The sequence below is a fragment of the Leptospira bouyouniensis genome, from assembly GCF_004769525.1.
In the GTDB taxonomy this organism is placed as follows: Bacteria; Spirochaetota; Leptospiria; order Leptospirales; family Leptospiraceae; genus Leptospira_A; species Leptospira_A bouyouniensis.
The window spans coordinates 627753-641454 of sequence record NZ_RQFT01000003.1 but is presented as its reverse complement, the minus strand read 5'-3'; the positions used below and the strand labels follow the sequence as shown (position 1 = coordinate 641454).

The window sequence follows — 13702 nt, the reverse complement described above, 5'->3', positions numbered from 1 at the left end:
TTTCTTAGAACGTTTTAAAAAAGGCATGAAATGTCAATCGCTTCCCCACTCCATCGAGAAGGCAAAGGTCCAAGCAGACTGGTACAATCTATACTCACGATCACGCTGTAAAGGATAACGATATGCTAAACTCATGTTGTATTTCTCAGAAAAATTCCAAGAAAATCCCGCACTCGCTTCCGTAAAATACGATGGATTGTTTTTGTCTTTTTCTTTGGAATAATCAACTCCATTGTATGGATTTCGATACAATACACCTGTAAAAAGGGAGATCTCAGGCATCAGATAATACGTCACATACGCAGAAACAAGTGTCGTTTTTTTGAATTCATATTCTGGTTCAGGCGGTGTGGCAGACGGTTTTCGTAGATAAAACGGAATCCCATCATTATCTTGTAAATTATTTGGTTGTGGCCTAGAAAGCGGATTCAGTCCACCAATCTTTGTCACAAAAGACCACTTTTCATATAGATACCCAAGTTTGATAAAACCAGAGCCAGTATAATAATTCCCTCCTGTGAACCGATCCGTATCAGGACCACTCGGGAAACCAACCGCTCCTTCAATCACAAAAAAATAAGGTTTATCCAAATCGAAAAACGGTTGGTATTTAAAACCAAGATATGTTTTTCCAATGCGAGCCGCATCCTCTCTGCCTCGTTGTTGGTAATAATTCCAAGGTACGGAAGCATTCAAGGCAAACCGACCATCAAAAAAATTCAACTCCGCAAACGCAGTGGTTGTGAACAGGTGACTATTCTCACGTGTAGATTGGTAATAGTCTTGGGTCATCACCAGATAATTTGTAGGTTTTTCCCGTTTCCCTGTAAATGGATCCACAAATCTTGCTGTTGCATTGGGGCTATCCGACGAACCCGTGTGATGCGAATACAAAGAAAAGTTCACAAATAAAACAAACAGAAAAAGAATAAATGAAAAGATTCTATGAAATGTAATTTCGCAAAACAGACGTTTCATCGTTCGACTCCAGGAAAACAACCAGGGAAACTGAAGGTGATATCTTCAGCTTGTAAGTTTTGTTGGAGGATATTGTATAAATTCACATTGGATACTTTGGAGATGACCACAGGGTCAGTTCCAATCGGCAATTGATCTAGAAAACGGATCGGCGTTCCGGATACAGTCCTATCTTGAAAGAGAGCCGATAGTGAAACTAAGATCTCAATATTTCCACTCCTTCCATTTTTGATCGGAATTTTACATTTGGGGGTGATTTGTTTATTTCCCTGCGGGAGTAGAATTGTTACTGTTTTTGTATTTGGTGCTCTCGTCACCGTCATTTGTATGTAAATCTCTTCCCAACTGACATTGGCAATGGCAACAACACCTAAAGGTAAATTGGCAGTTCTGGTATTGGGATACAAAAAACTGGCTCCTGTTTCCATCGTACTATTATACTGCGTGACGTTTGAAACAATAGACGTCGCAAGAAATGGATAAGATTTTCCATACAAATCATCTGCTGGCAAATCCAAAGGGACTGTAAATGGGGTATGGGTCTTTGCTACAGCGGTTGCACTTTTTTCAGAACTAGAAGTGGACACACCTAGTACTTGGTTTGGTGGGTTGATCCGGTATGTTCCTGTTTCCCAATGGATGTAAGTGTTTGTTTGGATAGTGATGTTGTATGGATTCCCTGCGCTTGTCAAACTAAACTGATTTAAATTATCATCTGCTTGGTCATCATAACCTCGCAAATTAGTTCCCACGGCAATCGTCTGGTTGTTATTGAAGAAAATCAAATTTTGGAGGATCACCAGTTTTTCTTCCTCGCTATCCCCAACAGAACCAAAGGTACAATGGGAAACCACTCCCAAACAAACTGTTAGGAGTGAAATAAAAGAGAGATTAGGTGCTTTCAAAATGGGCTCGCAAATTTAGGATTCGTGAGGAACTCTTCATCGGTGAGGGATAGAAGGAAGTTTACCATATCATCACGTTGTGAATTTGTAATCGTGAATGCACGGATCAAAGTAGAATCTTTCGCACTATGGTTTTGTCCACCAGATCGATAGTGATCAACTACCTTTGTTAAGGCATCCCTTGCACAATCTGTTTTGGTTTTGCCAATCGTGATATTCGGATTGTTTGCATTATCACACATAAAACTTCCATCATGCATGTAAGGATATGTGACACCAATATTTCGCAAAGAGGGAGCTCTAAATTTTCCAGTATCAGAAGCAATTCCCGTTAAATCATATAACCCTCGTTTGTTACTAGGAACTCCAGCATAATAAGCATCATCATGGATTCCATTGCTGTGATAAAAAAACTCTTCCGGCGATCCTCCATGAAACGAAGTGTCTGTAAAATTAAATCCACCATGACAATGGAAACACTCGGCCACTTCTCCATTAAAAAGATTTAAACCACGAATTTCAGAAGCATTGAGTGCTGATTTGTTATTGCGAAATGCATATTGGTCATATCTTGAATTTCCTGAAATCATTGATCTTTGGAAACTTGCAATTGCAAACCGTACATTTTGTTCGTTGACTGCAGCATCAGCATTTCCATATGCATTCGTAAATAATGTTCGATAGAGTTCTTTTGATTTTAATTTATCGATAAAAGAATTCGAAGATATTCCAAGTTCAATCGGATTTTCTCCAAACATGGGAACCCTTGCTTGCACTTCCAAACTTGTCATCCTTGGATTATTCCAAGTGAGTCTAGGTAAATAAGCCACATTGGATAAATGTTGAGAATTACGAGGATGAACTTCGCTTGTGATTCCTGAAGGAAAATCCTTTCCATCTGCAAACGCCAGAGATTGGATATGGCAACTTCCGCAAGACATGGTATCGTTTCCTGAAAGTGACTTTTCATTGAATAGATGCCTACCCAATTCAACTTTTGCTTTGGACATTGGATTTTCAGCAGGGACATTCGGAACTGGAAATCCAGGTGGCAAGTCCCAAACCCAGTCGGAAGCTGATGCCAAGATTCCAAGGGCAGCTAACATCAAGTTATCATTGGATTCTTTTTTTTGAAAAGGTAATACATTACATCCAGTCATCAGCACTGATAAAAGAAAAATTCTCAATTTTGTAAAATTCATATATTGATTCCTAAATACACATGGTCACAAAGTTTCGAGTGTAACCATGTGATTTAATTAATTACTTTAGACTAAATACTCTTTGTGAAATAGAACTATCAACAGAACCACTGGTTTCATTGATTCCAAAGGCTCGGATCAAAGGAGTACAATCGGCACCAGCTTGAGCAGGCATACATGTCGTATTAATTCCTCCTGTGTGATCTTTAATCAATTGATCAACACTCAAAGAAATCGTTTGGTTACTTGGATTAATAGATCCATTTAACTGGATCGATGCTCTATACTTCTTTCCGCAATTTCCATAATTTGGTGCGCCTGTACAGTTGGTTGATCCGACATGAAGGTTTGTCCAAGTTGTTCCAGAATCAAAACTAAATTCTATTTTGGAATGTTTGTAACCACTTGTCCAAGCCCAATACATTGGTCCGATATTCAATGGCGAAACTTGAGTTGTTCTGTCCAAGTGATTTAAACTTTCAGGAACACCGACAGTATATTGAATTCCAGTATAAGCACCAGCAGGAGCAGAACCAGTAACTTTTAAGTTTTTTTCCGTTGTTTGAGTTGTTTCAAAGTCTATAAGTGCAACACCATTGGCTTGCCAAACATTATCCGTAGTCAATGTTACATCTGCCGTTGTTCCATCTGCTCTTACCATTTTGACTTCCGATACAAATAGTCGGAAATCACGAAACTGTACTGTCCTTGCATTCGCTGTAATGTTGGAACCAGTAGTCAAATTTTGCCCGTTAGCTAATGCCTCAAAGTTTAAATTCACTGTTTGAGGAGCGGAAGCCAATGCTAAAAGTGCTAATGCTTGAGAGTCATCAGATTCTGCGCTAGTTCCACATGACAACAAAGCAAATAGAGAGAGAGAAGTAAAAATTGTTTGAAGTAATTTCATAAATACCTAATATTTTAATATAATTTAAGATTTGTTTTGCGACAAAACTATACAAACTCCATAGTCGCTAGAGTTGATTGTAGGAAATTAAATTCCTAAGTGATGCGCGGTGGTCTTAGTAAAGTAGGTAGGTTTCCATCCTCAAGAGTGGAAGGAGACTCGAAAATTGTGTAAGAAAACAAAACGGGAACTTCAATACCGAATCCAAACTTTGGTTTATCCATGGTTTGGTGGTGCATCCGAAGGGACATAGCATCCTTTTTTTTCTTTTTGCAAGAACAGAGGTGGGCTTCCCCAACTTTGGCGTCATGACAACTTGGTTTTAAAGCTAATTCTTTTGTATGGGCGTGGGTTTCCTCATTTGATGAGGTAATATTAGAATTTTGGCTCTCGGAGAACAATTTGTCTTCGGAACTAGTATGTTTTTCTTTTTTAGATCCGTGGTTACATTTACAAATTTTGGAGTTTGATTCTAGACAATATCCGAGTAACCCACTCCCCAAAAAGAAAAATTGGGTCGTCAGTACCAAGGTTAAAAGCCCAGCAATCCACCGAAAGGAGACCATCTACCCTAATCTTTTTCCTTCGGATCAAAAATCGAGACAATTTTTGGACAAATTGAGTGTTCCCCCTCCCGCCGTTTGAAAAGATGGTCTTGGAACCAAATGCATCCAAGCTAGAGGCCCTAACGATGAAACGCACAGAACTGGAACGCAGAGAACGAGAGCTGCGAAAGGCAGAAAAGAAGAAAATCCAAACAGGTGAAAAGGAATCCATGAGTGTGGGTGATTACATTGATGCTCTTTTTGGAATGTTTCGCTATGATACAGAAGAAATCTTCAATGCATCTGATGATGAAAACATTTTGGAACTGCTAGAAAACATGAAGATGGAACACCCAGAAAAACAATGGGATGTAATCATTCGCAAAGCAGTGAACAAAACCAAAGTGGAACAAAAAGAAAAAGCATACGACGCTCTCCGCAATTTAGCGGGAATCACAGTCGCTACCACATAATTCCTTTTTTTCCCATACAAACAGATTTACAAAGGAAGGTACACGTTTTATACTAGTGACCTTCCTGTATGAAACAGACTCTTTCCATCATTCTTTTATGTCTCTTTCATACTATCCTTGGAGCAGAAGAGAAACACTGCCCCAATGTAAAAACAATTCCCATTTCAACAAACCAAGGAAAACCTTTTGATGTGTCAAAGGGCCTCGCATTCCTTGCAAGTGATGAACTGATAAACACATTTCCAGAAATTTTAAATCAATTCAAAACCAATCGTGTTTCGTTTGCAAACGGTGTGATCCCTAATTTTGGAAATACAGCAAAACAATATTGGTTTTGTTTTGTTTTGCATAATGATGTAAACCACAACAAAAGAATGATCACATTCATCAAATACCCATTATTAGATGAAGTTCGATTTTACGCCTTACGTGAATCAGGTGAGATCAATCAAAACATCCAAGGAAGGAAATTTCCATTTCGTAACCGCGATAAAGATTACAGAGGGTTTAGTTTTGCAACGGAACTTTTACCGAGTGAAACGGTAACTTATTTTGTCGGTGTAAAAACTGACAGTTCTGTGTCAGTTCCTCTAATGATCGCCGAAGAGAAACATTTTGATTCGTATGAATCCATTGATACACTTTTACAAGGAATGTTTTTTGGAATTGTGTGTGTAATGAGTTTATACAATTTGTTTGTTTACTTTATGGTAAAAGACATAGCATACCTTTTTTATGTAAATTACCTTATTCTTGCTGCAATCTTATTCCAACTATCATTGCAAGGTTTGTTGCCTGTTTTGTTTTTTCCCAACTCACCAGAGTTAGTTTACAATGTTCACAATTTTTTATATTTTTTATTCCTTCTTTCTTGTTTTCCGATGAGCATCACCTTTATGAATCTAAAGGAAAATGCACCTCTCTTGTACAAAGGGTTTATGGGACTTTCTATCATACCGATGGTTTGTTTGGCACTTTTACCATTTTTACCATATCGACCTTTAAACCAATTCGGAGATTCGCTTTCTTCTTTTTTAGCCTTTTATGCCTTATTTGTTTCTTATTATGTTTCTTTTATCAAAAAATTCCCACCGGCAAGGTATTACTTTTTTGGTTATTTTATGCTCATCGTTGGTGGTTTGACCACTGTACTGAAGTACATGGGATTTTTTCCTGTGAATGTTTTTACGGAAAATGCCTTCCAGGCTGCAATGGCATTGGAAGTTTTACTCATGGCGTTTGGTCTTGGGGATCGCATCTCGGTCGTCCAAAAAGAAAAAGAAAGGATTCAAATCAAAGCAGAGATCAACAAACAAAAGTTAATTGCCTATGGTAAAGAACTAAAACTTGCACAAAAACTACAAGAATCGACCTTACCTCAAATCCTCCCAAAATTCCCTGGACTTTCGATCAAAACTGGTTATTTTCCAGCATCTTTGGTAGGAGGAGATTTTTACGATTTAACTGTTTATGGAAAACAACAAATCTGCGGATTGATTGCAGATGTAACAGGTCATGGTGTCCCTGCGGCGATCGAGGCGGCGATGTTAAAAATTGCCTACATGCAAACATTGGCATTTGCCAATAAACCAGGAAAGGTGTTAGAAAGCATCAACCAAGCTCTCGCAGGAAATTACAAAAATCAATTTTTAACTGCCAGTGCTATCTTTATCGACTTGGAACAGAAGGTTTTAAGAATTGCCAATGCAGGTCATCCCGCCTTATATATGTTTAACGAAGAATCAAAATTTATAGATGTGATCCGACCAAAAGGAAAACTCATTGGGTATTCCAAAGAAGGATTGTATCCCGAAGAAGTTCACTCTATAAAAAAAGGTGACAAACTGTTATTGTTTACCGATGGGATTTGGGATCTTTGGGAAAATGGTGACTCTGGTGAAGAAGCTCTTCTCGATTGGTTACTCCACCGAAAAGGGGAATCCGTTGAATCTTTGTATGGTGGGATCGATGAGCACATTCGCCTGCGAAACAAAGAAGGTCCCGCAGACGACGATATCACATTTATACTATTTGAAATAACCTAAATTATTTCTCTCAAATAAATACGGACTATACATCCGCATAAATAGCAGCATTCAACAACCTAGAGATATTATCTAAGTTTCTGGAAATATCACGGTAAAGGAGTGCCGGTAACAGATTATCTTTTTTCTGATACTTTTTCTTCTTCACTTTTGATTCATTCTTTTTGATGGAACGAATCATTTGGAACCTGTACTCACGGCTTTGGTTACGAACCTGAGGGTTTCCAAGGATATCAAATGTTTCACTTTGTTCTAAGTTCACAAGCAGGATATCGTAATGGTGTTTGAGTAAATCCATTTGGTCTTTGACAGAATTTGAAAAGTTTTTATCAAATGAAATTTTTTGTCTGTGAGACTTACGAATTTTTCTCGCAATAGATGCAAAATTATCTCCCATCTCTTCTACAGCTTTCACCCTTTCCATAATCCCTAACACATCTTTTGCGTAGTTACCAGTGATTCCAGATTCTTGTACTTGGTTCAAATAGGTCAAAACTTCAGTTCTAACTTGATCAAGTTCCTCTTCTTTCTTCAGGACTTGAACTACCCTTGCTGCATCATATGGTTGTAGTAAAATTTGTTCTGTTAATCTTAAAAAATCATACGTATCTCTTATGATTTTTTTTGTGAACTCAACAAGTTCCACCATAGCAAGTTCTGTGGTTTTCACAGTTCCTGCTTGTAACAAACGAATGCTATCTTTGTCTTTTCCTGTTTTGGAAGCGAGACCGTCTACAATCGTACTCACCACTTTGGAGATTGTATTCACAAACCAAATGAGAACCAAAGTGTTCGTTACGTTAAACATAGTATGGAATAACGAAATATGAAATCTTGTTGATTCTTTGTCTGTCAATGGATCACCAGGAATCAAATCATCCACAATTCCCGTGAATACTTTGAAAAAGAGTAGTGCCCAAACCACACCAAACACATTGAACAATGTATGGGCAAGCGCCGCTTTTTTTGCATTTCGGTTACCAGCAATAGCCGCTAAATTCGCTGTGATTGTGGTTCCAATATTTTCACCAAGGATCATACCATAGGCAGCGTCGATTGGGATATACCCAGAGAAAGCTAACGTGATGGTGATGGTGGTAGAAGCGGAAGAAGATTGGATTACAATGGTTAACAATGCTCCAATCAATACAAACAACAAGATAGAATTAAAACCCATGTTTGTGAATTGTTGTAAGAACACAAAACTCTCTGGGTCTTTGGCACTATCAGGAACAGATGTTTTTAGGTAATCCAACCCCAAAAACAAAAATCCAAATCCAATGAGAAAACTCCCCCAACCGGAACGACTCTCTTTGCGAGAGAAGTGAAGGATGACACCAGCAGCAATTGCAGGTAAAGCAAATGAAGCAATGTTAAATTTGAATCCTAATAAGGAAACAATCCATGCAGTGATCGTGGTTCCAATATTGGCTCCCATAATCACGCCAATGGCTTGTGCAAGTGAGATCAAACCAGCATTCACAAACCCAACAACAAGGACGGTTGTTGCCGAACTAGATTGGATGGTTGAAGTGATGAATAATCCGCTGAACACAGCAGACACACGATTTCGTGTCATGGACGAAAGAAAGGAACGAAGCCTATCTCCTGCCACACGTTGTAAGGACTCACTGAGTAATTTCATCCCATAGATGAAAATCCCGAGCCCACCTAAAACTTGAATGAGTAACGGCCAATTCATAGATATTGATATTTCCAGGGTTCAATTTCTTTGATTACAATATGGTACCAACCTTTTATTCGGTTGCAGTATTTTTTTCCGTATGTAGAGTGTAATGAATATGTCAAAAACCATCAGCAAAGGAATGGTTGTAGGATTTTCCTATCACCTAAAGAACGCCCAGGGAGAAACTCTGGACCAATCAGACGAACCGCTATTATACCTCCATGGCTGGCAAAATATCATCCCTGGATTGGAAAAAGAACTGGAAGGATTAGTGAACGGAGATTCCAAAAATGTCACAGTGCCACCTGAAGAAGGTTATGGGACATATAACGAAGCGTTGATTTTCCAAGTTCCCAAAACAGAACTCCCTGCCGAAGCGGAACTAGAAGTGGGAATGGAATTCCAAACCGACACACCAGAAGGTAGAATGATTCTATACCTCCAAGAAGTCAGAGATGCTGATGTTATATTGAACGGCAATCACCCGTTAGCTGGCGAAACCCTTCATTTTGATGTTACCATCAAATCGATTCGCGAAGCAACGGATGAAGAAAAACAACATGGACACGTACATGGTCCAGGTGGACATCACCACCACTAAAAACGAATTCTTTGGTTATATTTTTTCTCTGGGTCTTCTTTCAGATTGCTTTTTTTAGAAAGGGTAATTACACTGACAGAAGATTCAGAGTATTGTTGATTTTCACCGCCGAAGTAGTCCTTTCAAGCTTGCACGCTGGTAGCTTTCCCAAGTTTTTCCCTGCATTTTTCTGGAGTTCTTACCCAAAATCCCTTATAGGGTCCCGACGATTGTAAATCTAGAATTCCCGAGTCAACTTTAACAAACAGGACAAAAACTATGTCAGTAAACATTTACGTTGGCAACCTCTCTTACGATATGACTGAAGGTAAACTCAGTGAGCTTTTCGGAGCACACGGAGCAGTGACTTCTGCAAAAATCATCACTGACCAGTATTCTGGTCGTTCTAAAGGTTTTGGATTCATCGAAATGAAAGATGGAAAAGAAGCTGATAACGCGATCAAAGATCTTAACGGAAAAAACGTACTTAACCGTGAGATGAAAGTAAACATCGCAAAACCTAAAACAAACAACTGGAGATAATCCAAGTTTGTATAAAGACCGTCGCTTAACTCTGTTTAAGTGGCGGTTTTTTTTGCCTTCAATGATTTTTATTTCGTTTTTGTATTCATTTCTCTTCAACTTCTCTAAACCAAATCGATGTTTATAAAATTTTAAATTGAAAGGATTTATAGATATATCCTTCTCAATCAATTTTCCAGTTTCTTTTCATTGATGATCTCATTTTTCGTATCCAAACACCTTGACATTTGATCGATCAGCATTTAGTATTACGATAGGAGTATCGATATGGGAAAAGTAACAGTCTCTCCAAAATTTCAGGTAGTAATTCCTAAAGAGGTTCGCGAACAAATCGGTGTGAAAGTAGGTATGAAACTCGAAATCATCACTTTTGGCAATCGAATGGAGCTCATTCCGATTGAACCCATCAAAAAATTGAGAGGATCATTGTCAGGAATCAATTCCAAAATTGATCGAGAAGGAGATCGATTTTGAATGTCGTAGATTCATCAGGATGGTTAGAATATTTCAGCGGAACTAACCGTGCGAATCTTTTTGCGGAAGCGATTGAAAAAACAGAAAACTTAATTGTACCAAGTTTATCTTTATTTGAAATCTTTAAAAAAGTCTATAAAGAAAAAGGAGAAGATATTGCGTTAAAAATTGTCGCCCATATGCAGCAAGGCAAAGTCATAAACCTAGACCCAAGAATTTCAATCTACGCAGCTAAGATCAGCGTTGAAAAGTCAATTCCAATGGCAGACAGCATCATTTATGCAACTGCTCAATTGAACAACGCAATTCTCTGGACACAAGACAATGATTTCCGTGGATTACAGGGAGTGAAGTTTTTCGAAAAATAAAAAAATCATATTTCCAATACTTGTTATAGGAATCCCATCAATTGTTCCACGATCATCGTCTCTTAATAAACATCCTACCCTAATTCATTACAAAACCACTTTAAACTTTGCCTTCATCTTCTCAATTTGTCCCTCTGGAATTTGATGAACATTTTTCCCACCATGTCTGTTTTCTACTGTGACTACAAAACATAGATAACCAAATTTCTTCGCTAAATCTTCGTAAGGTTTTAATTCCCATTCTAAAGTGAATGTGTTATCCACAATGATAAATGGAATCCCTTTTTCTAATGCTAGTTTTGTTTTGGATTCACATTCTTTGTATGCCAAATGATTTTTAGAAAAATCAAAATTGTACTCACCCTTTTCATTTTCAAAATAAGAATCAATAGAAAAAATGGGTGCTCCGTTTGTACTAGCAATTTGGTTTGCAAATGTGGATTTTCCAGAACCAGGAATGCCTCGCAAGAGCAGCAATGTCTTTTGATTGGGTGGGGAGGGCCGATAAGAGTTTGGATCTGTCTCCATAACATGGTTAGATTCCCAAATCCAATCCGAATTCCTAGTTCTTTTTCTCGAAAATTATTAGAGAAAACTCTCGCAAGGAAAACGAAGTTTTGAAAGAATTGTGTGATTGAAAGGAGGCTTTTGTGTCATACGAAGCGTATAAACTCATCCATATTTTCGGAATGTATCTTTTATTTTTATCTTTAGGTGGAGTCACACTCTATTCCATTAACGGCGGAAAAAAATCAGAAAACAAATTCAAAGCCTTTGTTGCTATTTCCCATGGTGTAGGTTTGGTTTTGATTTTGGTAGCTGGGTTTGGACTTATGAAGTTCCGTGATATCTCTCACTCTGCTCTACCTGTTTGGATCATATTAAAGATTGTCATCTGGCTTGCGTTTGGTGGACTTCTCACTCTCGCTTATAAAAATGCGAAAGCAGCAAAAATTCTTTGGTTCGTATTTCCACTTTTAGGTCTCCTTGCAGCCTATTTGGCTTTTTACCAACCAAGTTAATTTTCTCATCAAATCTTCTCGGTGGGTATCCACTGAGAAGTAGATCGACTTCATCAATCTTTTTCACTTATTAAATCTATCTAATTTTGACTGATCAGAATCCAACGATAGGAAACAAATCATGGAACCAAAAAAAACCAGAATCGAAACCGACTCCATGGGAGAAATCGAAGTTGAATCATCTCGTTATTGGGGAGCACAAACTGAGCGATCATTACACTACTTTCAAATCGGAAAGGACCAATTTCCCCGAGAATTGATTCGAGCTTTGGGAATTGTCAAAAAAACATCTGCTATCACCAATGCAGAACTTGGCTTACTTGAAGAATCCAAAAAAGATCTGATCCTAAGAGCGGCACAAGAAGTCATTGATGGTTTGTTAGATGACCATTTCCCTCTTTCTGTTTGGCAAACAGGATCTGGTACACAAACCAATATGAATGCGAACGAAGTAATTGCCAACCGAGCCAATGAAATTTTTGGAAGTACACTTGGTTCAAAATCCCCGATTCATCCCAACGATGATGCCAACAAAGGACAAAGTTCCAATGATGTGTTTCCAACTGCTATGCACATAGCCGCAGCAGAATCAATTCACAAAAACCTTATCCCAAGTCTCAAACTCCTTGAATCAATCCTCAAAGAAAAATCAAAGTTATTCCAAGACATCATTAAAATTGGAAGAACACATTTGCAAGATGCCACTCCTATCACATTAGGTCAGGAGTTTTCTGGATATGCCCAGCAGTTATCTTACAGCCTAGATCGGATCGGTCATGTCCTACCTTCTATTTACAGACTGGCATTAGGTGGAACGGCGGTAGGAACTGGACTCAATACTCATCCAAATTTTTCAGTAAACGTGGCAAAAGCCATATCAGAAGAGACAGGAATTCCTTTTGTCACAGCTCCCAATAAGTTTGAAGCATTGGCCGCCAATGATTCGTTAGTGGAAGTGAGTGGAGTTTTAAAAACCATTGCGAGTTCTCTGATGAAAATTGCAAATGATGTACGTTGGTTGTCTTCTGGACCGAGATCTGGAATCGCCGAAATCCGAATCCCAGAAAATGAACCTGGGTCTTCCATCATGCCAGGAAAAGTGAATCCAACTCAATCCGAGGCACTCACTATGGTCTGTGCGCAAGTGATTGGTAATGATGTTGCAGTCACAATCGGTGGAGCATCGGGAAATTTTGAATTGAATGTCTTTAAACCCCTCATCATAAACAATGTTCTCAACTCAATCCGTTTGTTATCTGATGGTTGTCGTTCCTTTGCCATTCATTGTGCAGAAGGAATCGAACCAAATCTGGAGAAAATCAAAACCAATTTGGAAAACTCACTAATGTTAGTGACGGCACTTAACCCACATATCGGTTATGATAAAGCTGCAAAGATCGCCAAACTGGCGTATAAGGAGAATCTAAGTTTGAAAGAAGCAGGCGTTAAGCTAGGTTTTCTAACAACAGAGGAATTTGAAAAATGGGTAAACCCGAAGGATATGATTTAAAGACCTGCTAATTTTTTTTTGTAAATTTTATTTCAAGGTAAAAGCTTTCTTCTGAATCTTGTTCCAAAAGTTTTTCCTCCAACTTCCTTCAACATCCGTGATTAGCTCTTTTGGAACTCCTCGGTGTGTCAGAATCAATTCTGTCCCACCATCGCTAGTTTCATTGAACGTAAATGATGCCATAGAAAAAATTCCTTCAGGAAAATCATTTCTTCGCCAAGCTTGCACAATTCTCTTCGCTGGTTCCAGGTCAACGATGATGCCAGATACTTTTCCTGACATAGTCGTAAATGGGCCACCAATCTTCTGGCTGATCACAGCAGTCTCACCAGTTAGTGCAGTTACTTTCTTTGAATCAGTCATCCATTGGTATATGATTCTAGGAGAATCTTTAAACTTAACTTTTTGTTTAATCGTTTTACACATTTTAATTTACCAATTGAATATTAGTTTAGTTAATTTT

General features: G+C 38.4%; 16 protein-coding genes. 8 read left to right on the top strand and 8 right to left on the bottom strand.

Annotated features, from left to right (window positions below; translation table 11 throughout):
- Positions 1-33 precede the first annotated feature (33 nt).
- From EHQ43_RS04715 to EHQ43_RS04695, 5 genes are all read right to left on the bottom strand, one after another.
- Complete coding sequence (locus EHQ43_RS04715) at positions 34-978, bottom strand: LIC11086 family outer membrane transporter (RefSeq protein ID WP_135753364.1); 945 nt, start codon at positions 976-978, stop codon at positions 34-36.
- A complete protein-coding gene (locus tag EHQ43_RS04710) occupies positions 975-1883 on the bottom strand; it encodes a hypothetical protein (RefSeq protein WP_135770249.1) in 909 nt (302 codons plus the stop codon). The genes EHQ43_RS04715 and EHQ43_RS04710 overlap by 4 nt, the downstream gene beginning before the upstream one ends.
- Positions 1880-3085, bottom strand: coding sequence for an MbnH family di-heme enzyme (locus tag EHQ43_RS04705; protein ID WP_135770248.1), 1206 nt, complete (start codon positions 3083-3085; stop codon positions 1880-1882). Before EHQ43_RS04705 ends, EHQ43_RS04710 begins: the two co-directional genes overlap by 4 nt.
- Before the next feature lie 61 nt (positions 3086-3146).
- On the bottom strand, positions 3147-3992 hold the full coding sequence (locus EHQ43_RS04700; RefSeq protein WP_135770247.1) for an MbnP family copper-binding protein: 846 nt from the start codon (positions 3990-3992) through the stop codon (positions 3147-3149).
- Positions 3993-4087: 95 nt separating this feature from the next.
- On the bottom strand, positions 4088-4558 hold the full coding sequence (locus EHQ43_RS04695; RefSeq protein ID WP_135753368.1) for an LIC_11090 family protein: 471 nt from the start codon (positions 4556-4558) through the stop codon (positions 4088-4090).
- A 125-nt stretch (positions 4559-4683) separates the two neighbouring features.
- On the opposite strand from EHQ43_RS04695, the gene EHQ43_RS04685 reads away from it, so the two are divergent.
- Together EHQ43_RS04685 and EHQ43_RS04680 are read left to right on the top strand one after the other, a co-directional pair.
- Entirely contained in the window at positions 4684-5010 is a 327-nt protein-coding gene (locus EHQ43_RS04685) for an LB_289 family protein (protein ID WP_135739897.1), read from the top strand.
- A 68-nt stretch (positions 5011-5078) separates the two neighbouring features.
- The gene (locus EHQ43_RS04680) at positions 5079-7055 is read left to right on the top strand and encodes a 7TM diverse intracellular signaling domain-containing protein (protein ID WP_135770245.1); all 1977 of its coding nucleotides are present in this window, start codon (positions 5079-5081) and stop codon (positions 7053-7055) included.
- Positions 7056-7080: 25 nt separating this feature from the next.
- Here EHQ43_RS04680 and EHQ43_RS04675 read toward each other — a convergent pair whose 3' ends face one another.
- Positions 7081-8757 carry a Na/Pi cotransporter family protein gene (locus EHQ43_RS04675; RefSeq protein ID WP_135739899.1) on the bottom strand — a complete coding sequence of 559 codons (1677 nt, stop codon included), beginning with the start codon at positions 8755-8757 and terminating at the stop codon, positions 7081-7083.
- A 94-nt stretch (positions 8758-8851) separates the two neighbouring features.
- On the opposite strand from EHQ43_RS04675, the gene EHQ43_RS04670 reads away from it, so the two are divergent.
- The 4 genes from EHQ43_RS04670 (at position 8852) to EHQ43_RS04655 (ending at position 10707) form a co-directional block, all read left to right on the top strand.
- Complete coding sequence (locus EHQ43_RS04670) at positions 8852-9343, top strand: FKBP-type peptidyl-prolyl cis-trans isomerase (protein ID WP_012390050.1); 492 nt, start codon at positions 8852-8854, stop codon at positions 9341-9343.
- 258 nt (positions 9344-9601) lie between these two features.
- Positions 9602-9865, top strand: a complete 264-nt coding sequence (locus EHQ43_RS04665) for an RNA recognition motif domain-containing protein (RefSeq protein WP_039928132.1) — start codon at positions 9602-9604, stop codon at positions 9863-9865.
- Positions 9866-10132: 267 nt separating this feature from the next.
- Positions 10133-10339, top strand: coding sequence for an AbrB/MazE/SpoVT family DNA-binding domain-containing protein (locus EHQ43_RS04660; protein ID WP_015676399.1), 207 nt, complete (start codon positions 10133-10135; stop codon positions 10337-10339).
- Entirely contained in the window at positions 10336-10707 is a 372-nt protein-coding gene (locus tag EHQ43_RS04655) for a type II toxin-antitoxin system VapC family toxin (RefSeq protein WP_135739900.1), read from the top strand. The genes EHQ43_RS04660 and EHQ43_RS04655 overlap by 4 nt, the downstream gene beginning before the upstream one ends.
- Positions 10708-10794: 87 nt before the next feature.
- Here the strand turns inward: EHQ43_RS04655 and EHQ43_RS04650 are convergent, their stop codons facing one another.
- Positions 10795-11235, bottom strand: coding sequence for an AAA family ATPase (locus tag EHQ43_RS04650; RefSeq protein ID WP_135770244.1), 441 nt, complete (start codon positions 11233-11235; stop codon positions 10795-10797).
- 161 nt (positions 11236-11396) lie between these two features.
- Between EHQ43_RS04650 and EHQ43_RS04645 the strand changes: the two genes are divergently transcribed.
- Both EHQ43_RS04645 and fumC read left to right on the top strand, forming a co-directional pair.
- Positions 11397-11729, top strand: a complete 333-nt coding sequence (locus tag EHQ43_RS04645) for a DUF2878 family protein (RefSeq protein ID WP_208730932.1) — start codon at positions 11397-11399, stop codon at positions 11727-11729.
- A 121-nt stretch (positions 11730-11850) separates the two neighbouring features.
- Positions 11851-13239 (top strand): class II fumarate hydratase, encoded by a 1389-nt coding sequence (gene fumC / locus EHQ43_RS04640; RefSeq protein WP_135739903.1) that lies wholly within the window; start codon positions 11851-11853, stop codon positions 13237-13239.
- A gap of 27 nt (positions 13240-13266) precedes the next feature.
- Here fumC and EHQ43_RS04635 read toward each other — a convergent pair whose 3' ends face one another.
- Positions 13267-13665: an SRPBCC domain-containing protein gene (locus EHQ43_RS04635; RefSeq protein ID WP_135739904.1), complete on the bottom strand. Its 399-nt coding sequence runs from the start codon at positions 13663-13665 to the stop codon at positions 13267-13269.
- Positions 13666-13702: the final 37 nt, after the last annotated feature.

Coding starts and splice junctions, on each gene's coding strand:
- EHQ43_RS04675 (WP_135739899.1), bottom strand. CDS start 8,757: ATGAATTGGCCGTTACTCATTCAAGTTTTAGGTGGGCTCGGGATTTTC.
- EHQ43_RS04665 (WP_039928132.1), top strand. CDS start 9,602: ATGTCAGTAAACATTTACGTTGGCAACCTCTCTTACGATATGACTGAA.
- EHQ43_RS04645 (WP_208730932.1), top strand. CDS start 11,397: ATGTATCTTTTATTTTTATCTTTAGGTGGAGTCACACTCTATTCCATT.
- fumC (WP_135739903.1), top strand. CDS start 11,851: ATGGAACCAAAAAAAACCAGAATCGAAACCGACTCCATGGGAGAAATC.
- EHQ43_RS04680 (WP_135770245.1), top strand. CDS start 5,079: ATGAAACAGACTCTTTCCATCATTCTTTTATGTCTCTTTCATACTATC.
- EHQ43_RS04635 (WP_135739904.1), bottom strand. CDS start 13,665: ATGTGTAAAACGATTAAACAAAAAGTTAAGTTTAAAGATTCTCCTAGA.
- EHQ43_RS04650 (WP_135770244.1), bottom strand. CDS start 11,235: ATGGAGACAGATCCAAACTCTTATCGGCCCTCCCCACCCAATCAAAAG.
- EHQ43_RS04660 (WP_015676399.1), top strand. CDS start 10,133: ATGGGAAAAGTAACAGTCTCTCCAAAATTTCAGGTAGTAATTCCTAAA.
- EHQ43_RS04705 (WP_135770248.1), bottom strand. CDS start 3,085: ATGAATTTTACAAAATTGAGAATTTTTCTTTTATCAGTGCTGATGACT.
- EHQ43_RS04685 (WP_135739897.1), top strand. CDS start 4,684: ATGAAACGCACAGAACTGGAACGCAGAGAACGAGAGCTGCGAAAGGCA.
- EHQ43_RS04695 (WP_135753368.1), bottom strand. CDS start 4,558: ATGGTCTCCTTTCGGTGGATTGCTGGGCTTTTAACCTTGGTACTGACG.
- EHQ43_RS04700 (WP_135770247.1), bottom strand. CDS start 3,992: ATGAAATTACTTCAAACAATTTTTACTTCTCTCTCTCTATTTGCTTTG.
- EHQ43_RS04670 (WP_012390050.1), top strand. CDS start 8,852: ATGAATATGTCAAAAACCATCAGCAAAGGAATGGTTGTAGGATTTTCC.
- EHQ43_RS04715 (WP_135753364.1), bottom strand. CDS start 978: ATGAAACGTCTGTTTTGCGAAATTACATTTCATAGAATCTTTTCATTT.